General features: G+C 73.1%; 21 protein-coding genes. 10 read left to right on the forward strand and 11 right to left on the reverse strand.

The genetic code is table 11. The annotated features are described in order from the left end of the window. Positions 1-44: 44 nt before the first annotated feature. Positions 45-671, reverse strand: coding sequence for a TetR/AcrR family transcriptional regulator (locus ACBI99_RS34850; protein WP_357582951.1), 627 nt, complete (start codon positions 669-671; stop codon positions 45-47). An 80-nt stretch (positions 672-751) separates the two neighbouring features. Here ACBI99_RS34850 and ACBI99_RS34855 point away from each other — a divergent pair, with 80 nt between their 5' ends. Together ACBI99_RS34855 and ACBI99_RS34860 are read left to right on the forward strand one after the other, a co-directional pair. After that, on the forward strand, positions 752-1,621 hold the full coding sequence (locus ACBI99_RS34855) for an SDR family NAD(P)-dependent oxidoreductase (protein WP_357582953.1): 870 nt from the start codon (positions 752-754) through the stop codon (positions 1,619-1,621). A gap of 197 nt (positions 1,622-1,818) precedes the next feature. After that, complete coding sequence (locus ACBI99_RS34860) at positions 1,819-2,226, forward strand: PaaI family thioesterase (protein ID WP_375074393.1); 408 nt, start codon at positions 1,819-1,821, stop codon at positions 2,224-2,226. On the opposite strand, the gene ACBI99_RS34865 is transcribed toward ACBI99_RS34860, so the two are convergent. Next, positions 2,227-2,751, reverse strand: a complete 525-nt coding sequence (locus ACBI99_RS34865) for a DinB family protein (protein ID WP_375074394.1) — start codon at positions 2,749-2,751, stop codon at positions 2,227-2,229. Then, complete coding sequence (locus ACBI99_RS34870) at positions 2,748-3,161, reverse strand: MarR family winged helix-turn-helix transcriptional regulator (protein WP_375074395.1); 414 nt, start codon at positions 3,159-3,161, stop codon at positions 2,748-2,750. The genes ACBI99_RS34865 and ACBI99_RS34870 overlap by 4 nt, the downstream gene beginning before the upstream one ends. 55 nt (positions 3,162-3,216) lie before the next feature. On the opposite strand from ACBI99_RS34870, the gene ACBI99_RS34875 reads away from it, so the two are divergent. Next, positions 3,217-3,633 (forward strand): MarR family transcriptional regulator, encoded by a 417-nt coding sequence (locus ACBI99_RS34875; protein ID WP_357582961.1) that lies wholly within the window; start codon positions 3,217-3,219, stop codon positions 3,631-3,633. Between the two features lie 40 nt (positions 3,634-3,673). Then, positions 3,674-4,603, forward strand: coding sequence for a hypothetical protein (locus ACBI99_RS34880; RefSeq protein WP_375074396.1), 930 nt, complete (start codon positions 3,674-3,676; stop codon positions 4,601-4,603). A gap of 18 nt (positions 4,604-4,621) precedes the next feature. Here the strand turns inward: ACBI99_RS34880 and ACBI99_RS34885 are convergent, their stop codons facing one another. Further along, on the reverse strand, positions 4,622-5,803 hold the full coding sequence (locus ACBI99_RS34885; protein ID WP_219504228.1) for a TerC family protein: 1,182 nt from the start codon (positions 5,801-5,803) through the stop codon (positions 4,622-4,624). A 120-nt stretch (positions 5,804-5,923) separates the two neighbouring features. Here ACBI99_RS34885 and ACBI99_RS34890 point away from each other — a divergent pair, with 120 nt between their 5' ends. Beyond that, a complete protein-coding gene (locus tag ACBI99_RS34890) occupies positions 5,924-7,078 on the forward strand; it encodes a histidine kinase (protein WP_219504226.1) in 1,155 nt (384 codons plus the stop codon). Continuing rightward, positions 7,066-7,707 carry a response regulator transcription factor gene (locus tag ACBI99_RS34895; RefSeq protein ID WP_219504224.1) on the forward strand — a complete coding sequence of 214 codons (642 nt, stop codon included), beginning with the start codon at positions 7,066-7,068 and terminating at the stop codon, positions 7,705-7,707. Before ACBI99_RS34890 ends, ACBI99_RS34895 begins: the two co-directional genes overlap by 13 nt. Here ACBI99_RS34895 and ACBI99_RS34900 read toward each other — a convergent pair whose 3' ends face one another. Continuing rightward, positions 7,708-8,139, reverse strand: coding sequence for a VOC family protein (locus ACBI99_RS34900; RefSeq protein WP_219504222.1), 432 nt, complete (start codon positions 8,137-8,139; stop codon positions 7,708-7,710). It lies immediately after the preceding gene. A 28-nt stretch (positions 8,140-8,167) separates the two neighbouring features. On the opposite strand from ACBI99_RS34900, the gene ACBI99_RS34905 reads away from it, so the two are divergent. Beyond that, on the forward strand, positions 8,168-8,977 hold the full coding sequence (locus ACBI99_RS34905) for an MBL fold metallo-hydrolase (protein ID WP_357582965.1): 810 nt from the start codon (positions 8,168-8,170) through the stop codon (positions 8,975-8,977). On the opposite strand, the gene ACBI99_RS34910 is transcribed toward ACBI99_RS34905, so the two are convergent. Both ACBI99_RS34910 and ACBI99_RS34915 read right to left on the reverse strand, forming a co-directional pair. Further along, positions 8,972-10,201 carry a sensor histidine kinase gene (locus ACBI99_RS34910; RefSeq protein WP_375074397.1) on the reverse strand — a complete coding sequence of 410 codons (1,230 nt, stop codon included), beginning with the start codon at positions 10,199-10,201 and terminating at the stop codon, positions 8,972-8,974. The genes ACBI99_RS34905 and ACBI99_RS34910 overlap by 6 nt on opposite strands. Further along, positions 10,198-10,869 (reverse strand): response regulator transcription factor, encoded by a 672-nt coding sequence (locus tag ACBI99_RS34915; RefSeq protein WP_364183136.1) that lies wholly within the window; start codon positions 10,867-10,869, stop codon positions 10,198-10,200. The genes ACBI99_RS34910 and ACBI99_RS34915 overlap by 4 nt, the downstream gene beginning before the upstream one ends. Positions 10,870-10,994: 125 nt before the next feature. Between ACBI99_RS34915 and ACBI99_RS34920 the strand changes: the two genes are divergently transcribed. Continuing rightward, the gene (locus tag ACBI99_RS34920) at positions 10,995-11,357 is read left to right on the forward strand and encodes a hypothetical protein (RefSeq protein ID WP_375074398.1); all 363 of its coding nucleotides are present in this window, start codon (positions 10,995-10,997) and stop codon (positions 11,355-11,357) included. A gap of 3 nt (positions 11,358-11,360) precedes the next feature. On the opposite strand, the gene ACBI99_RS34925 is transcribed toward ACBI99_RS34920, so the two are convergent. The 3 genes from ACBI99_RS34925 to ACBI99_RS34935 all read right to left on the reverse strand — a co-directional run bounded on the left by ACBI99_RS34925 (position 11,361) and on the right by ACBI99_RS34935 (position 14,716). Beyond that, positions 11,361-12,758, reverse strand: a complete 1,398-nt coding sequence (locus tag ACBI99_RS34925; protein WP_219504210.1) for an LCP family protein — start codon at positions 12,756-12,758, stop codon at positions 11,361-11,363. A gap of 144 nt (positions 12,759-12,902) precedes the next feature. After that, the gene (locus tag ACBI99_RS34930; protein WP_219504206.1) at positions 12,903-13,568 is read right to left on the reverse strand and encodes a response regulator transcription factor; all 666 of its coding nucleotides are present in this window, start codon (positions 13,566-13,568) and stop codon (positions 12,903-12,905) included. Beyond that, positions 13,565-14,716, reverse strand: coding sequence for a sensor histidine kinase (locus ACBI99_RS34935; protein ID WP_219504202.1), 1,152 nt, complete (start codon positions 14,714-14,716; stop codon positions 13,565-13,567). Before ACBI99_RS34935 ends, ACBI99_RS34930 begins: the two co-directional genes overlap by 4 nt. Positions 14,717-14,904: 188 nt before the next feature. On the opposite strand from ACBI99_RS34935, the gene ACBI99_RS34940 reads away from it, so the two are divergent. Together ACBI99_RS34940 and ACBI99_RS34945 are read left to right on the forward strand one after the other, a co-directional pair. Beyond that, complete coding sequence (locus ACBI99_RS34940; RefSeq protein WP_219504199.1) at positions 14,905-15,273, forward strand: hypothetical protein; 369 nt, start codon at positions 14,905-14,907, stop codon at positions 15,271-15,273. After that, on the forward strand, positions 15,270-16,727 hold the full coding sequence (locus ACBI99_RS34945) for a multicopper oxidase family protein (protein WP_375074399.1): 1,458 nt from the start codon (positions 15,270-15,272) through the stop codon (positions 16,725-16,727). Before ACBI99_RS34940 ends, ACBI99_RS34945 begins: the two co-directional genes overlap by 4 nt. A 1-nt stretch (position 16,728) precedes the next feature. Here ACBI99_RS34945 and ACBI99_RS34950 read toward each other — a convergent pair whose 3' ends face one another. Beyond that, positions 16,729-17,205 (reverse strand): MSMEG_6728 family protein, encoded by a 477-nt coding sequence (locus ACBI99_RS34950; RefSeq protein ID WP_219504193.1) that lies wholly within the window; start codon positions 17,203-17,205, stop codon positions 16,729-16,731. Positions 17,206-17,210 lie beyond the last annotated feature (5 nt).

A 17,210-nucleotide genomic window follows, 5' to 3' on the forward strand; every position in this document is an offset into this window, starting at 1 on the left:
CGGGGTGGTTCGCCCCGGGTTGCGCCGGTTTTTGGGCGGCGGGCTCACCCTTGGCCGTTCGGGAGGGAGCTGAGCTCCTGGCCGTCCGGCAGCGCGGTCAGCCAGGCGGTCAGGCGGGCGCCCTGGCTGGTCATCACGCCGGGGTCGCGCAGGGCGTTGGCCAGGAGTGACATGCCCTGGTATGCGCCCACCAGGGTGAGAGCGAGCCCTCCGGGGTCGGGCAGGCCGAGCTCGCGGAACTGGCGTTCGGCCCAGTCGAGCAGCAGCCGGATGACCCGGCCCGCCTCCGCGTCCAGGCCGCCTTCGTCACGTTTGTCGAGCTCGACGGCCAGGGTGCCGGTCGGGCAGCCGTAGCGGGCGGCGACGTCGCTCTGGCTCACCCATGCCTCGACGAGCCCCGTCAGCCGGGCGCGCGGGTCGGGCAGGCGGTCCAGCTCGCCGGTGAGCTCCTGCAAACGGCGGGCGTGCTCGGAGAGTGCGGCGGCGACCAGCTCGTCCTTGGTCTTGAAGTAGTAGTACACGTTGCCCACCGGGACGTCGGCGGCGCGGGCGATGTCCGCGATGGTGGTGCGCTCGGCCCCCTGCTCGTGGACGACCCGGGCGGCGGCGGCCATCAGCCGTTGCCGTTTGGCGGAGGCGGCCCTTGCCCGGGAAACTTTCGAGTCAGTCACCTGACTCACTATAGGCGGTCCTTGTGCTACGGTCTCTTCTCAGTAAGTCAGTCAGCTAACTCACTCGAAAGAGCTTCATCATGATCGTTGTCACCGGAGCCACCGGAAACATCGGGCGCACGCTGGTCCGGCTGCTGGTCGAAGCCGGCGAGCAGGTCACCGCCGTCTCCCGGCACATCACCCCCGCGGACCTGCCCCAGCCCGTCGGCGGCGGGGCGTCGCCCGCGCGGGCCGTCGCCGCCGACCTGGCCGACCCCGACAGCCTGCGGCCCGCGCTGGAGTCGGCCGACGCGCTGTTCCTGCTGCTCACCGGGGCGCTCGCGGCCACCGGCGACACCGTGCGCCACGCCGTCCACGCCGCCAAGGCCGCCGGGGTGCGCCGGATCGTCCTGGTGTCGTCGCAGTCCGCCGGCACGCGACCGGACTCCGGCGGCCACGGGCGTCGCGCCCTGGAGGACGAGAACCAGGTACGCGAATCCGGGCTCGAATGGACGATCCTGCGGCCGGGCAACTTCGCCACCAACACCTTGGCCTGGGCCGAGTCGGTGCGGAACGGGCGCACGGTGTTCGCGCCGTTCGGCGACGTGGGGCTGCCGGCCGTCGACCCCGACGACATCGCCGCGGTCGCCGCCGCCGCCCTGCGCGAACCCGGGCACCACGGCCGGACCTACGTGCTCACCGGGCCCGAGCCGATCACCCCGCGCCAGATGGCGGCGGCCATCGGTGAAGCGCTGGGCGAGCGGGTCACGTACCAGGAACTGACGCGGGAGCAGGCGCGGGAGCGGATGCTGACGTTCATGCCCGCGCCCATCGTCGAGGGCACGCTGAACATCCTCGGCGAGCCCACCGCCGACGAGCGGCGCGTCAGCCCGGACGTCGCCCAGGTCCTCGGCCGCACCCCCGGCACCTACGCCGCCTGGGCCCACCGCAACGCCCCAGCCTTCCGCTGACTCCCGAACGGGAACCCCGGGCGGCCCTGAGCCCCCGCCTTCCGCTGACCCCGCCACGTGCGGCACTGCTGCCCCGCCTTCCGCTGGTCCGACCCTCGTGGCCCCCCGAGTAGGGGCCGCTGGGCTCGCGCAGGGGGTGGCCCGGGCGGCGGGGGGTTGTCGGTGGGGGGCTGTTCAATGGGGGGATGGAGAGAGGGATGTTCTGGGACGTCATGGCCGGCGCCGTGCCGCCGCCGCCGGCCGCGGAGGTCCTGGGCTGGGAGCTCGTCGAGGTGGACCCGGAGGCGGGCACGATCGAGGTGGCGTTCGCGGCGCGTGAGCAGTTCACCAACCCGGTCGGCGTGATCCAGGGCGGCTTCCTGGCGGCCATGCTGGACGACACGCTGGGTCCGGCGCTGGTCGCGACGTTGCCCGCGGGGCAGTTCGCGCCGACCCTGGAGCTTCACGTGCAGTTCCTGCGCCCGGCTCGTCCCGGCAGGCTGGTGGGGCGCGGCCGGGTGGTCAAGCGGGGCCGCGACATCGCCTTCCTGGCCGGGGAGCTGGTCGGCCCCGATGGCGAGCCGGTGGCGACGGCGACCGCGACGGCCCAGATCAGGAGCGTGTAGTCACTCGCCGGTCGCCCCGTCGATGCGCTCGCGGAGGATGTCCGCGTGGCCGTTGTGCCGCGCGTACTCCTCGATCATGTGCAGGAACACCCAGCGCAGGCTCATCTCCTGGTCACGGTGCTTGTGGTGGAAGGTCTCGTCCAGGCCGCGGCCTGCGGCGGCGGCGCGGGCCAGCTCGACCTCACGCAGGTACGTGGCGTAGTCGGCCTCGGCGTGGGCCGGGTCGGTGTCGTCGAAGTCGCCGTCGGGGTTGTCGTCCAGGTCGCAGTAGAGGAAGTCGAGCTGCTCGCCGCCGAGCCTGCGCCGGAACCAGGAGCGTTCGACCTCGGCCATGTGGCGCAGCAGGCCGAGGAGCGACATGGACGAGGGTTCGGCGCTGCGCCGGACGAGCTGTTCGGGGGTCAGTCCGGCGCATTTGAGCTGCATGGTGTGCCGGTGGTGGTCGAGGAACGCTTCGAGGAGGACGCGCTCGTCGCCGAGGGGTGGGGGGTCGGATCGGTCGGGCTGAGGTGCGGTCCAGTTCATCGCTCCATGGTGCCCTGATCCAGGTTGTGCGTCATTCGGTCGAGTGTGTCCATGAGCCTGGCGTACTCCTCGGGGGTGATGTCGCGGGTCATCCGGGCGCGGATGTCCTGGACGCGTTCGCCGATGGCGGCGTGCGCGGTGCGGCCTTCGGCGGTCAGGGTGTGCGTGCCGGTGGTGTCGCGGACGATCCAGCCTCGGGCGGTCAGCCGGGCGAGCACGCCGGGGGTGGTGTCGCCCGGCGCCCGGAACGGCCTGAGCGCCTGGTGGAGCTCGCCGGCGCTGGTGGGGCCGCGGCTGATGACGTTGAGCGCCTGCCATTGGCGGCGGTTCACCCCGGCCTCGGCGAAGGCGCGCTCGAAGGTGTCCTCGATCAGCTGGTCCAGCCGCTTGAGCCGGGATCCGATCATCATGGGAGGCTCCTTGTCCTAGGACATCTACTTGTCTCATGACATGTATCATGGTGGTATGGACGCTGTCGAACGGGTTGAGCAGGCCATGGTGACCATCCGGCGCAGGCAGAGGAGGCGGGCGCTGGCCCGGCTCGCCGGGGTGACGGGGCAGGCGTTCGACGTCCTCGACGCGATCGACGGCGCCGGGCCCGCCACCGTGAGCACCGTGGCTCAGGCGCTCGGCGTCGACCAGCCCCGGGCCAGCAAGCTCGTGGCCGCCGCGGTCGAGGCCGGCTGGGTGCACCGCCGCGCCGACCAGGCCGACGGACGCCGTTCGGTCCTCGTGCTCACCGACGCCGGGCAGGCCGCGGTCGAAGAGGCGCGCCGGTCACGCCAGGCGGTGTTCGCCGGCGCGATGGCGGGCTGGAGCGAGGCGGAGCGCACGGAGTTCGCCAGGCTGCTGACCAGGTTCGTCGACGGGTTGCCGGGCTGAAAGCCGGGTGTGGCGGGCGGCGCGCTGGGACAATCCGAGCATGCATCGATCTCTGGCATGTGCCGTGCTGGGCGCCGCCACCCTGCTGGCCGCCGCCCCGGCGGCCTCGGCCGTGACCCCCCACGCCGCGGCCTCCACCGCCGCTGTCTCCGCCGCCGCGGCCTCCGCCGCGCCCGCCCCGCTGGCCGGTGTCGCCGTCTACGCGGCCTACGACCGTGGCTACACCGTCACCCGCTACGGCGGGCGTCCCGCCGAGCTGGGGAAGCCGGGGCAGAGCGCGCAGTTCGCGGCCTCGCCCGACGGGCGGAAGGTCGCGTGGATCACGTCCGGCGGCCGGCTCCAGGTGCGCGACGGCGGCAGGACCCGCACGGTCGCGCGCGGGCTCCAGGGCGACATCCCCTGCCTGTCACCGGTGTGGTCGCCCGACTCCCGGCGGGTGGCGTACGTCGGCGGCGACGGTTCGCAGGTGCGCGTGGTCGGCGCCGACGGCCGTGGCGCGCGGGTCCTCGGCCGGACGGCCGGCCCCTGCCACCTCGCCTGGTCCCCCGACGGCCGCTACCTGGCGGGCTACGCCGGCACCACCGAGGGCGTCCACCGGCTCGACACCAGGACCGGCAGGTCGGTCAAGGTGAAGGGCGTCAAGCTGGCCAACCACGTCCAGAGCCTGTCGCCGGGCGGCCGTCACGTGGTCGTCAGCACCCTCCGGCCCACCGATCCGGGCGGCGACGGCGTGTGGCCGACGTCGTTCACCCCGACGCTGGTCGACACGGCGACCGGCCGCCGGGTGCCGATCGGCGTCAAGGGCCGCCTGCTCGGCGCGTTCCATCTGCCCGACGGGCGCTTGGCGGTGCGCGTCGCGGGCCGCACGGCCAACACGCTGGTCGTCCTGGACGCCAAGGGCCGCCAGGTGCAGCGCCTCGCCGAGCCGGCCGCCGCCAAGGACCAGGCCCTGCTCCAGGTGGTTCGCTGAGCGATCGTCGTGAGGAGGTCAGCGGCCGGCGTGGGCGGCGTGGCGCTCGTGGGCGCGGCGGATCAGTGACATGAGCCGCTCGTCCTCGCGCAGCTTGGCGCGGAACTTCTCCGGGAGCCCGCGCAGCCGCTCCTCCTCGATGACGAGCCTGCGGTAGGTGGCGTCGCGCTCGGCGGGGTCGAGGTCGTCCTCCAGGTAGGCGGTGGCGCAGCGCCGGGCGCAGGAGGCGATGTTCTGGGCGCGCCCCCGGGTGCTGAGCAGCGAGGCGGCGATCGTGACGATGAGGACGCCGATGATCACCGACAGGGACAGGCCGGTGCTGATCTCGGTGACGGGCACGGGCTCGCCGTCGTTGATGAACGGCACGTTGTTCTCGTGCAGCGCGTGCAGGACGAGCTTGACGCCGATGAACGCCAGCACCGCCGCCAGGCCGAAGGACAGGTAGATGAGCCGGTCCAGCAGCTCGTCGATGAGGAAGTAGAGCTGACGCAGCCCCAGCAGCGAGAACGCGGTGGCGGTGAAGACCAGGTAGACGTTCTGGGTGAGGCCGAAGATCGCCGGGATGGAGTCGAGCGCGAACAGCAGGTCCGTGCCCGCGATAGCGATCATGACGAGCAGCATGGGCGTCAGCACGCGGTGGCCGTCGACGACCGTGGTGAGCCGGTCGCCGTCGTAGTGCTCGGAGGTGCGGAAGAACCGGCGGGCCAGCCGGGTCATCAGGTTGTCCGGCGAGTGGCTTTCCTGGCTCTCCGGCTTGAGCAGGTTGCCCGCGGTGATGAGCAGGATGAGGCCGAACAGGTAGAACGCCCACGCGAACGTGTTGATGAGCGCCGCGCCCAGGAAGATGAACCCGGTGCGCGCCACCAGCGCGAACGTGATGCCGAACAGCAGCACCTTCTGCTGGTCGGCGCGCGGCACCCGGAAGCCCGACATGATGACGAGGAAGACGAACAGGTTGTCGACCGAGAGCGCCTTCTCCGTCACGTACCCGGCGAAGTACTCGGCCCCCATGTCGGCGCCGCCGAACAGCCACACCCCGACGCCGAACAGCAACGCGACGCCCACATAGGCCGCCGACCACACCGCCGCCTCGCGCAACGTCGGGATGTGCGCCTTGCGTACGTGGAAGAAGAAGTCGAACAGCAGCAGGCCGACGATCCCGAGGACCGTCAGCCACCACACCAGGGACGGCACGTCCACCCGTGACCTCCATCGCGTCGCCGATCAGTGAGCAGTACCCCGGCGGGCAGACCTCAAGCGATCGAACGGTAGACCTAGGACTACTGCCGTGACCTGCGGCTCCTCGATACGGTCGCACATGTGTTGACGAGGACCGCGCTGGAGGCGCTCAGCAGGAGGCCGGTGGCTTTCCTGACGTCGGCGTGGCCGTGGCGGTCGCTGGCGTACCTGGTGGCCGGGCAGCTGCCCGGCGTGATCGTGCTGTTCGCCGGGATCACGGGTGACGTGCTGCCGGTCGAGGTGCGGCTGGTCGGCGCGGTGGTGCTCCTGGTGGGCACGCTGCCGCTGGTGGGGTGGCTGGAGCGGCGGCGGCTGCGGCTGGTGGACGGCAGGGCGCTGGGGCCGGTGGCGCGCGGGCGGGAGCTCGGGCTGGCCGTGCTCGTGGCGCTGGCCCTGTGGTGGATCGACCTGCTGATGATCCTGCTGACGGCGGTCGGGCCGGTGCTGCTGATCCTGACGCCGCTGGTCCAGCCGCTGGTGACGCCGGGGGTGGGGGCGGCCGCGAGCGTGGCTGGGGTGGTGCTGGTCCCGGTGGCGGCGTACGTGGTGACCGCGTGGGCCGGCGGGCGGGGCGCGATGGCGCGGGCGATGCTGGCGCCGTACGACACCGAGCTCGCCGAGGTGCTGCGCTCGCGCGCCCGGCTGGTCGACGCGTTCGAGCTGGAGCGGCGGCGGATCGAGCGTGACCTGCACGACGGCGCGCAGCAGCGGCTGGTGGCGCTGTCGATGAGCCTGGGCATGGCCCGGCTCGACCTGCCGGACGACTCTCCGGTGGGCAGGCTGGTGGGGCTGGCGCAGGACGAGGCGAAGCGGGCGCTGGCCGAGCTGCGCGAGCTGATCCGGGGCGTGCATCCGGAGGTGCTGACCGGGCGCGGGCTGGCTGCCGCGGTGCACGACGTGGCCGGCCGGTCGCCGGTGCCGGTCGAGGTGGCGATCGAGCTGCCCCGCAGGCCGGCGGAGGCGGTCGAGGTGACGGCCTACTACGTGATCAGCGAGGCGCTGGCCAACGTCGCCAAGCACAGCGGCGCGTCCCGGGCCCGCGTCACCGGGCACGTCCATGACGGCACGCTGGTCGTCGAGGTGTACGACGACGGGCGCGGCGGGGCCGATCCGGCCCGTGGGAGCGGCCTCACGGGGCTGGCCGACCGGCTGGCCGTCGTCGACGGGAAACTGTCCTTGCGAAGTCCGGCCGGTGGGCCGACCCTGCTCAGAGTGGAGATCCCGTGCGCGTGGTGATCGCCGAAGACGCCGTCCTGCTGCGTGAGGGTTTGGCCGGGCTGCTGCAACGCTTCGGGCACGAGGTGGTCGCGTCGGTGGGCGACGCCGACGCGCTGGTGGCGGCCGCGCGCGAGCTGCGGCCCGACGCGGTGGTGACGGACGTGCGGATGCCGCCCGGGTTCGCCGACGAGGGGCTGCGCGCGGCGCTGGTGCTGCGGGCGGAGCGGCCCGACCTGGCGGTGCTCGTGCTCAGCCAGTACGTCGAGCAGACCTACGCGGCCGAGCTGCTCGACTCCGGGGGCGGGGCGGGCATCGGCTACCTGCTGAAGGACCGGGTTGGGGAGGTGCGCGAGTTCGTCGACGCGCTGGTCAGGGTGGCCGGGGGCGCGACGGTCGTCGATCCCGAGGTGGTGCGGCAGTTGCTGCGGCGGCGGCGCGACCCGCTGGAGCGGCTGACGCCCCGGGAGCTGGAGGTGCTGGCGCTGATCGCGGAGGGGCGGGCCAACGCCTCGATCGCCCGCGAGCTGGTCGTCACGGAGGCGGCGGTGGCTAAGCACATCGCCAACATCTTCAGCAAGCTCGACCTGCCTCCCGCCGCCGACGGGCACCGCCGGGTCCTGGCGGTGCTGGCCTACCTCCGGGCGTGATCAGGCCAGGCAGAGCTCGTTGCCCTCGGGGTCGGCGATGGTGACCCACCAGGTGGGGCCCTGGCGGCCCTTGTGCAGCACGGTGGCGCCGTGGGCGACCAGCCGCTCGACCTCGGCGTCGATGTTGTCGGCGCCCACCCGGACGTCCAGGTGCACCCGGTTCTTGACCGTCTTGGCCTCGGGCACGAGCTGGAACAGCACGCGCGGGGCCCGCTCCAGCCCGCCGGGGTGGCGGATGGCGGCGCCGTCCTTCCACACCAGGTTGCCGCGGTGGAACATGGTGTCGTCCTCCGTCGCGTGGCCCTTCTCGATCAGGCTGCGGATGAACGCCTCGTCCTGCCGCTCCACCTGCCAGCCGAGCGCCTCCGCCCACCAGTCGGCCAGCGGGTGCGGGGCCTGGGAGTCGATGACGATCTGGATATCGAATGCCATGTCCTGATCCTAAGTAGGGTCGTGGGCCATGACGGCACTTGAGCAGTGGACAGAGGTCGGCGACCGGGTCTATGTCCGGCGGCACGCGTCGTACGACCTGAACGTGGGGCTGGTCGTCGGGGACGGGCACTGCATGGTGTTCGACACCCGCATGTCGCATCGGGAGGCCGCCGATCTGATCGAGGCCATCAGGCGGATCACCACCAGCCCGTGGACGGTCGTGAACAGCCACGCGCATTTCGACCACTATTTCGGCAACGCCCTGTTCCAGCCCGCGGAGATCTGGGGGCATGTCAGGTGCGCGGAGGAGATCGAGCGGGACGGCCGGGAGCAGCGGGCCAAGGTCGCCGGGTTCGTCCCCGAGGAGCGGCGTGCCGAGGTAAAGGAGGTGGAGATCGTGCCGCCGGATCACACGTTCACCTCGACGGCGACGCTCGACATCGGCGGCCGGATGGTCCATCTGCGGCATTTCGGGCTGGGCCACAGCTCGAACGACATCGTCGCGCACGTGCCCGACGCAGGAGTGGTGTTCGCCGGTGACCTGGTGGAGGAGGGTGCGCCGCCGGCGTTCGGCGACTCGTACCCGCTCGACTGGCCCGACACGACCGCGCGCATGCTTGAGGAGACGCGCGAGCTCGTGTACGTGCCGGGCCACGGCGCGGTCGTGGACCGCGACTTCGTGGTGAGGCAGCACGCCGAGCTGACGGCGGTGGCGGAGCTGGCCAGGCAGGCCCACGTGGAGGGGCTGCGCGACCTCGTCCACCGGTTCCCGTACGACGAGCAGGTGACCCGGCAGGTGATCGAGCGGGCCTTCCTGCAGCTCGACCAGACGCTATGAGCGCGGCGGCCGGGGGAAGCGGGCGGTGAGCCCGTCGACCCCCGCCGTGAGGGTGCCGCCGTGCAGGGTGGCGATGTCGCGGGCGATGGCCAGGCCCAGCCCGGCGCCGCCCGCGTCCCTGGCCCGCGCCTCGTCCAGCCGGGTGAACCGGGCGAACACCGCCTCCCGATGCTCGGCGGGGATGCCGGGGCCGTCGTCACGCACCTGGAGCACGGCCCCGCCGCCGTCGGCGCGGACGCTGACCCGGACGCGGGAGCCGGCGTGCCGGGCGGCGTTGTCGACGAGGTTGGTGACCAGGCGGGCGAGGTGACCGGGCGAGCCGCTGATCACCACGTCGGGTTCGATCTCCAGGTCGAGCTCGACGCCGGGGCGGCGCCGGGCGCGCAGCGCCTCCTCCACGGCCACCTGGCCGAGGTCGACGTCGGCGGCGGGCAGCGGTTCTCCGGCGTCGAGCCGGGCGAGCAGCAGCAGGTCGGCGGCCAGTGTCTGGATGCGGTCGACGTCGGCCAGGGCCTCGGCGGTCAGCTCGCTGGGCTCGGCGAGCTCCAGCCGGGCGCGCAGGGTGGCGATCGGGCTGCGCAGCTCGTGCGCCGCGTCGGCGACGAACCGCTTGTGCGTCTCGACGGACGTCTCCAGCCGGTCGAGGGTCCCGTTCACGGTGACCGCCAGCGCGGCGACCTCGTCGCGCGAGCGCGGGACCGGCACCCGTTCGTACAGGTCGCGGGCGGTGATGTGGGCGAGCTTGGCGCGGATCGCCGCCACCGGGCGCAGCACCCGGCCGACCGCGAACCAGGTCATCCCGGCGACCACGGCCAGCAGCGCGGGCAGGCCGGGCAGCAGCACGCCGTTGAGCGTCGCCAGCGCCTGCTCGGCCCCTTCCAGCGAGGCCCTGCCCCACACGGTGGTGTCGCCGTCGGCGGTCGGCACCTGGAGCCGGGCGACCGCGTACTCGCCCGCGGGCGCCCACGTGCCGAGGGAGTCCTCGCCGCCGACCCACACGTCGGGGTCGGCCACCGTCAGCGGCTCGGCCGGGAGGGCGGGCACGGCCTCGACGGTCAGCGCGGGGGCGACGGCGGCCGCCTTCCTGGCCGCCTCCATGCCGGCGCTGCCCTCCAGGCTGCCGCGCAGCACCGTCACCAGCGCGATCGCGGCGGTGCCCAGCGCCAGCGCGACGATCAGGGTCGCCGCCGCCGTGGCGCGCACCCGCACGGACGACAGGTTCACTCCGCCTCCAGCCGGTAGCCGGCGCCGCGCACCGTGACCAGGGTGGACCGGCCGAACGGCTGGTCGATCTTGCGGCGCAGCGCGCTGATGTACACCTCGACGATGTTCGGGTCGCCGTCGTAGGAGAAGTCCCACGCCTGGGCGAGCAGCTCGCTCTTGGACACCACCTCACCGGCCCGCCTGGCCAGCCCGTGCAGCACCGCGAACTCCTTGGGCGTCAGCGCGATCTCCGCCGCGCCCCGGCGGCAGCGCAGCCCGGCGGGGTCGACGACCAGGTCGCCCACGGTGAGCGACACGGGCCGCTCCCGGCCGCCGCGCCGCACCAGCGCACGCAGCCTGGCCAGCAGCACCACGTACGAGAACGGCTTGGACAGGTAGTCGTCGGCGCCGTTGTCGAGCGCCTCGGCCTCGTCGTGGACGCCGTCCTTGGCGGTGAGCATCATGATCGGGGTCCAGTCGCCGGCCTCGCGCAGCCGCGAGCAGAGCGCGTAGCCGTTGAGCCGGGGCAGCATCACGTCCAGCACGATCACGTCGTAGGCGTTCTCCGTGGCCATCCACAGCCCGTCGCGCCCGTCGTGGGCCACGTCGACCGCGAACCCCTCGCCGGTCAGCCCGTTCCTGACCAGCTCGGCCAGCCGCCGCTCGTCCTCCACCAGTAGCACCCGCACACCGGCCAGCGTGCCGCATCGCGCCTAAAGCCAACCTGAAGATCACTTAGGGCGCGTTCAGGGTCGCTTCAGGTGCGGCCCGCCAGCCTGAACCCCGCAACGTCCCATCCACAGAGGAGAAGCACATGATCAGACGACGGTTCGCGGTGCTCGGCGCGGTCGCGGTGCTGGCGCTGGCCGGGCTGGGCGGCTCCGCCCTGGCCGCCGACGACGTGCCCCACCAGGTCACCTGCACCACGCCCGACGGCAAGACGGTCGAGCTGGAGGTCTCCAAGGCCGTCCCGGCGATCCCCGCCGAGCCCGCCGGGCAGGACTGGGTCAAGGCGGACGAACCCGGCGCGATCCCGACGGACGTGCTTGACGCGGAGGCGGCGACCGAGGTGGAGTTCGCCCCCGCCCGGCCCGCAACCGAGGCCGGCACCGAGGCCGGCGCGGGCCCCACCAAGGTCGTGCAGCTGGAGACGATCTCCTGCGTGCGCAAGCAGTAGGGGTCAGCCGGCGCAGGTGTCGTGCGTGGCGTCGAACCCCTTGATCGCCTCGCCGTCGGCCGGGTCGAGCGGCTTGAGCCCGCGCCAGTCGTCGCCCAGGATCAGCACCAGCCGCGCCGTCCGGGCCGCCGGCACCAGCCTCGGCCTGCTCCTCGGCAGGTCCTTGGCCAGTGTCGGCACCCGCGCCTCGCCGTTGGGCCCGTAAAGGATCATCGACTTCCGGTACGGCTTCCGGACGGTATCGGCGATCTTGACGATGTGATAGCCGCGCTGTTCGAGCACGGCTGCCACTTGGGCCCCGAGACCGGTGCGGTAGGTGCCGTTGCGCAGCTCCACGGCGACCTTCGACCTCGGCATCTTGGCTTGGCCACCCTGGACGCCGGTGAGCTCGGCGTCCTTGGCCACGATGCGGAAGAGCTGGTTCGCCTGGGGCTGCACCCATTCGACCCGGCCCGGCTGGCTGACCGAGTAGTGCCACGGCGTGGTGATGAACCGGATCTTCCCGGCGGTGAGCCCGCGCAGGCTCTCCGCCAGGTCCTTCATCACGCCGGGCGTCAGGCCGGGGTCGGTGGTGACGGCCTTGGTGCCGGCGTCGAGGAAGCCGAACAGCCGGACCGGGTCGGTGAGCGTCTCGCCGCTCATCACCTTCTTCGCCATCGAGGCGATGAACATCTGCTGCCGCTGGATCCGGCCGATGTCGGAGCCGTCGCCGAAGCTGTAGCGGGCCCGGACGTAGCCGAGCGCCTGCTCGCCGCCGAGCGTCTGGCGGCCCGCGGGCAGGTGGAGCATGGCCTTGTCGTCGTCGACCCGCTCCGGCAGGCACACCTCGACGCCGCCGACGGCGTCGACCATGTCCTTGAACCCGCTGAAGTCGACCTTGACGAAGTGGTCGATGTGGATGCCGGTGAGCGACTCGATGGTCTTCCAGGTGCAGCCGATGCCGCCCGAGTTGAACGACTCGTTGATCATGCCGACGTGGGGCTGCTGGCCGGGCAGCCCGCCCTTGGCGCGGCAGGCGGGGAGCTGGACCATCGAGTCGCGCGGGAAGCTGATCACCATCGCGTTCTCGCGGTCGGACGACAGGTGGGCGAGCATGATCGTGTCGGTGCGCTCGCCGGTGATGCGGCGGCCGTAGCGGGCGTTGCGGCCGTCACGCTGGTCGGAGCCGACGATCAGCACGTTGAGCGCGCTCGCGGCGACCTTGGCCGGGCGGGCGGTGCCGAGGTCACCGGCCACGTCGGTGTGCTCCACGTTGCCGGTCAGCCGCACGGCGACGGCGACCGCAGCCCCGGTCACGAGCAGCACGAGCGCCGTCACGGCCACGATCACCCGGCGCAGCCAGCGCCGTCGTGGCCGGGTGGTGGACGGGGTCGGCGGTGCGTCGACTAGCCCGCTGCTCACGTGACTCCCAGGCGTTCGGGGCCGCGGGCAGGAGCGCCCTAGGCTCGTAAACGGGTTCCGGCCGGTGCGAGTGTAGTTCAGCGAGCCCGCCGGGCACGGGGGATCGGCGCAGATCAGCCGGGGTCGATCCGGCAGCGGGCGCGGTCAGGTGACCGTGGAGCGCGGGGTCACCAGCCCCGACTCGTAGGCGAAGACGACGAGCTGCGCCCGGTCCCTGGCGCCCAGCTTGGTCATGGCCCGGCTGACGTGGGTCTTGGCGGTCATCGGGCTGATCACCATCTCGGCGGCGATCTCGTCGTTGGACAGGCCGCGCGCCACCAGCGCCGTCACCTCCCGCTCCCGGTTGGTCAGCGTGTCGAGGCCGACGGGCTCCGGCTCGGGCCGGTTGGCCATGAACGCGCCGATCAGGCGGCGGGTGATCGACGGCGACAGCAGCGCGTCGCCCCTGGCCGCCACCCGGACGCCCTGGAGCAGGTCATCGGGCTCGGTGTCCTTGACCAGGAACCCGGCGGCCCCCGCCCGCAGCGCGTCGTAGACGTACTCGTCGACGCCGTAGTTGGTGAGGATCACCACGTGCACGCCGGACAGCCGCTCGTCGGCGGCGATGCGGCGGGTGGCCTCGATGCCGTCCATCACCGGCATCTGCACGTCGATCAGCGCCACGTCGGGCCGGTGCTCCAGGGCGAGGGCGACGGCCTGCTCGCCGTGCACCGCCTCGGCTACGACCTCGATGTCGTCCTCCGCCTCCAGCAGGGCGCGGAAGCCGCCCCGGATGAGCGCCTGGTCGTCGACGATGAGGACCCGGATCATGACGCCCGCTCCAGCTCCCGGGCGAGCGGCAGCTCGGCCCGCACGGTGAACCCGCCCTCGGGGCGGGGGGCGGCGTGCAGGCTGCCGCCGAGCGCGGTGACGCGCTCGCGCATGCCGGTCAGCCCGTTGCCCGGGACGGGCGCCCGGCCCGGATCGGCGCAGCCGTCGTCGTCGACCTGGACGACCAGCACGCCCGGCCGGTAGTCGACCCGGACCAGCGCGGCGGCTTGGCCGGCGTGCCTGGACACGTTGGTCAGCGCCTCCTGGACGATCCGGTAGGCGGCCCGGTCGACGTCGGGCGGCAGCTCGCGCCGCTCGCCGGTGAGCGTCACCGTGGCGGCCAGGCCGGTGCGGCGGGCCCGCTCGACCAGGTCGTCGAGCAGGTCGAGGCCGCTGCCGGCCGGCTCGACGCCGGACTCGCGCAGCACGTCGAGCGTCGCCCGCAGCTCGCGGATCGCGTCACCGCTGGCCTCCTGGATGGCCAGCAGCGCGGCGGGCACCTCGTCGCCGCGCTTGCGCGCCAGGTGGATGGCCACCCCGGCCTGGACCTTGATGACCGAGATGCTGTGGGTGAGCGAGTCGTGCAGCTCCCTGGCGATGCGCAGCCGCTCCTCGCCCGCGCGGCGGCGGGCCACCTCCTCGCGGGTGCGCTCGGCCTCGGCCGCCCGCTGCTCGGCCTGCTCCAGGAACGCCTGCCGGTGCTTGCTCACGGTCGCCGCCACGCCCGCCGCGACGAACCAGCCGACCAGCAGCGAGGTGTCCTGCATGATCTCCTGATCGGGCTGCCCGGTGTCGCCGGCCAGACCGGCGGCCAGCGCCCCGGCCAGGAACACCGCGCTCACCGCGATGCCCGTCACCCGGCGGCCTGACCGGATCGTGGCGAACAGGCACAGCAGCACCGGGAACGCGGTCGGCGGCGTGGGCTGCGCCTGCGTCGCGTAGAGCAGCATGCCGCAGGCGGAGACGAGGAGCGCCGGCAGCGGCGCCCACCGCCAGGCGACCAGGGCGAGCGAGCCGGCCACGACGGCGGCCTGGCCGAGCGGCCCGGTGTCGTTGCCGGGCAGCACGACGGCCAGCAGGACGGCGGCGACGGCCACCGCCAGCGTCACGTCGGCGGCGCCCGGGCGCCGACCGTGCTCGAACTTCATTCGAGCAGCGTAGAACCCGCCCCGCGCCGCCGTCATCGGACCCAGGTCTGACCTGCCGCTACTCCCCGCGTGGTAGCGGGACCCGCCGCGCTTCTCCCCCCGCCGTAGCGCGCAATGCCATCCCACGCAGGACGACCGGGGCGGGCCGCGGAGGCCACGATGTGGCACAGCCGTCGAAAGGAAACGCGATGAGATTCCTCCCTGTCCTGCGGGTCGTGGTGGTCCTGCACATGCTCGCCATGCTGGCCCAGGCGGTGACCGCCGGGCTGCTGCTGTCGTCGCCGGACGGGCGGCAGATGCACATGCTGTCCGGTGGCGTGCTGCTGGTCCTCGGGCTGGCGCACCTGGTGGCGGCAATTCTGGTGTGGCGTCCGGGCGGCGGCCCCGCCATGTTCGTCGCGCCGGCGGTCGGCCTGCTGGTGTTCACCGGCGTGGCGGCGGTCCTGGGCGTCATGGGGCTCAAGGTGCTGCACCTGCCGCTCGGCGTGCTCCTGTTCGGCGGAACGGTCATGCAGCTCAGCCGGGTCCTGCCGAGCCGCTCCCCGGTGCCGGCATGACGCTGTCGAGACGGCGGGCGCTCCAGCTGTTCGGGCTGGGCGCCGTCGCCGCCGCGCTGCCGGGCTGCTCGCTGCTCGAAGGCACGCCGCAGCCCCAGCTCCTGACCAGCACCGCGCCGCTGCCCAAGCCGTACGCGGTGCCGCTGCCGGTGCCGGAGATCGCCAAGCCGTCCCGCACGACCGCCGGCGTCGACTACTACGACCTGACGCCGCGCGCCGCCGACGTGGAGATCCTGCCGGGCATGAAGACCCGCATCTGGGGCTACGGCGGCAGCTTCCCCGGCCCCACGATCGAGGCGCGGGCCGGCCGCAGGACCGTGGTGCGCCTGGCCAACGAGCTGGACGTGCCGACCGTCATGCACCTGCACGGCGGGCACACGCCGCCGGAGTCCGACGGCTACCCGACGGACCTGGTGCAGCCCGCCCAGCGGCGCGACTACGACTTCCCGCTCGACCAGCGGGCCGCCACGCTCTGGTATCACGACCACCGCATGGACTACACGGGCCCGCAGGTGTGGCGCGGCCTCGCCGGGTTCTTCCTGGTGCGGGACGCCGAGGAGGAGGCGCTGCCGCTGCCCTCGGGGGAGCGCGACCTGCCGCTGATGATCTGCGACCGGTCCTTCTCCGAGGACGGCCAGATGCCCTACCCCGGCTACGGCGACAAGCCGGGCGCGCTGGAACCGTACATGGGCGGCGTGCTCGGCGACGTCATCCTGGTCAACGGCGCGCCCTGGCCGGAGCTGCGCGTGGCCCGGGCCCGCTACAGGTTCCGGCTGCTCAACGCCTCCAACGCGCGCACGTACGAGCTGTCCACGGGCGGCCCGATCGTGCGGATCGGCAGCGACGGCGGGCTGCTGACCGGGCCCGTCACCGTGCGGCAGGTGCGGCTGGCCCCGGCCGAGCGGGTGGACGTGGTCGTCGACTTCGCCGCCCACAAGGTCGGTGACCGGGTCGAGCTGCGCAACCTGGCCGGGGAGGGGTCGCAGGCCAGGGTGATGAGGTTCGTGGTGGACCGGGACGCCCGCGACGACTCGGCGGTGCCCGCCAAGCTGTCCACGGTCGAGCGGCTGGACCCGGCGAAGGCCACGGTGACCAGGGACTTCGAGTTCAGCAGCGGCAGCATGCACGGCGGCACCGGCTGGCTGATCAACGGCAAGCCGTTCGACCCGAAGCGGATGGACGCCAGGCCGAAGCTGGGCGACACCGAGATCTGGCGGCTGTCCAGCGACGTCGCCCATCCGGTGCACCTGCACCTGTCGCACTTCCAGGTGCTGTCGGTGAACGGGGAGCGCCCGGCGGGGCCGCCCGAGTGGAAGGACACGGTGGAGCTGCGTGACGCCCAGACGGTGGAGATCGTCACCCGGTTCACCGGCTACAAGGGGCGCTACGTCTTCCACTGCCACAACCTGGAGCACGAGGACATGGCGATGATGGCCAACTTCGAGGTCGTGTGAGTCACAGGCAGGCGGGCGGCCGGTCGGAGGGCGGCCACACGTAGCCGAGGTCGTCCGGGTCGGCGCCGAAGAGCGGCCGGTAGAAGCCGGGGTCCTTGCGCAGCAGCGCGGAGCGGTGGCTGAGGTGCAGGTCGGGGTCGCCCAGCCACGGTGGCAGCTCGCCGGCCAGCGCCAGCTCCGGCTGGGTGCGCACGTCGCGGGCGCCGCAGGTGTCGGCCAGCTCGCGCGTCATCGTGGCGGCGCAGGTGTCGGCGCGGCCGGTGGAGCACCAGTGGCCGCACACCTCCAGGCCGTAGCGGACCAGGGCCTCCTCGTAGCCGGCCCACATCTTCACCGCCGGGTGGTGGCGCCAGCCGTAGCCGGGGACGGTGAGCGCGCGCAGGATCTGCAGCGCCTCGACCCGCTGCTTGCCCAGGCGCAGCGGGTCGAGCACCCGGGCGGTGCGGGTGAAGTCGGGAAAGGGCAGGAACGTCTGCACACTGT

This window comes from Nonomuraea sp. ATR24 (genome assembly GCF_041950485.1).
In the GTDB taxonomy this organism is placed as follows: domain Bacteria; phylum Actinomycetota; class Actinomycetes; order Streptosporangiales; family Streptosporangiaceae; genus Nonomuraea; species Nonomuraea ceibae.

Bases quoted from the DNA above. Each gene is read 5' to 3' on its own strand.
- ACBI99_RS34945 (WP_375074399.1), top strand. From the start codon at position 15,270: ATGACGCTGTCGAGACGGCGGGCGCTCCAGCTGTTCGGGCTGGGCGCC.
- ACBI99_RS34900 (WP_219504222.1), bottom strand. From the start codon at position 8,139: ATGGCATTCGATATCCAGATCGTCATCGACTCCCAGGCCCCGCACCCG.
- ACBI99_RS34940 (WP_219504199.1), top strand. From the start codon at position 14,905: ATGAGATTCCTCCCTGTCCTGCGGGTCGTGGTGGTCCTGCACATGCTC.
- ACBI99_RS34905 (WP_357582965.1), top strand. From the start codon at position 8,168: ATGACGGCACTTGAGCAGTGGACAGAGGTCGGCGACCGGGTCTATGTC.
- ACBI99_RS34930 (WP_219504206.1), bottom strand. From the start codon at position 13,568: ATGATCCGGGTCCTCATCGTCGACGACCAGGCGCTCATCCGGGGCGGC.
- ACBI99_RS34860 (WP_375074393.1), top strand. From the start codon at position 1,819: ATGTTCTGGGACGTCATGGCCGGCGCCGTGCCGCCGCCGCCGGCCGCG.
- ACBI99_RS34865 (WP_375074394.1), bottom strand. From the start codon at position 2,751: ATGAACTGGACCGCACCTCAGCCCGACCGATCCGACCCCCCACCCCTC.
- ACBI99_RS34935 (WP_219504202.1), bottom strand. From the start codon at position 14,716: ATGAAGTTCGAGCACGGTCGGCGCCCGGGCGCCGCCGACGTGACGCTG.
- ACBI99_RS34920 (WP_375074398.1), top strand. From the start codon at position 10,995: ATGATCAGACGACGGTTCGCGGTGCTCGGCGCGGTCGCGGTGCTGGCG.
- ACBI99_RS34855 (WP_357582953.1), top strand. From the start codon at position 752: ATGATCGTTGTCACCGGAGCCACCGGAAACATCGGGCGCACGCTGGTC.
- ACBI99_RS34880 (WP_375074396.1), top strand. From the start codon at position 3,674: ATGCATCGATCTCTGGCATGTGCCGTGCTGGGCGCCGCCACCCTGCTG.
- ACBI99_RS34875 (WP_357582961.1), top strand. From the start codon at position 3,217: ATGGACGCTGTCGAACGGGTTGAGCAGGCCATGGTGACCATCCGGCGC.
- ACBI99_RS34870 (WP_375074395.1), bottom strand. From the start codon at position 3,161: ATGATGATCGGATCCCGGCTCAAGCGGCTGGACCAGCTGATCGAGGAC.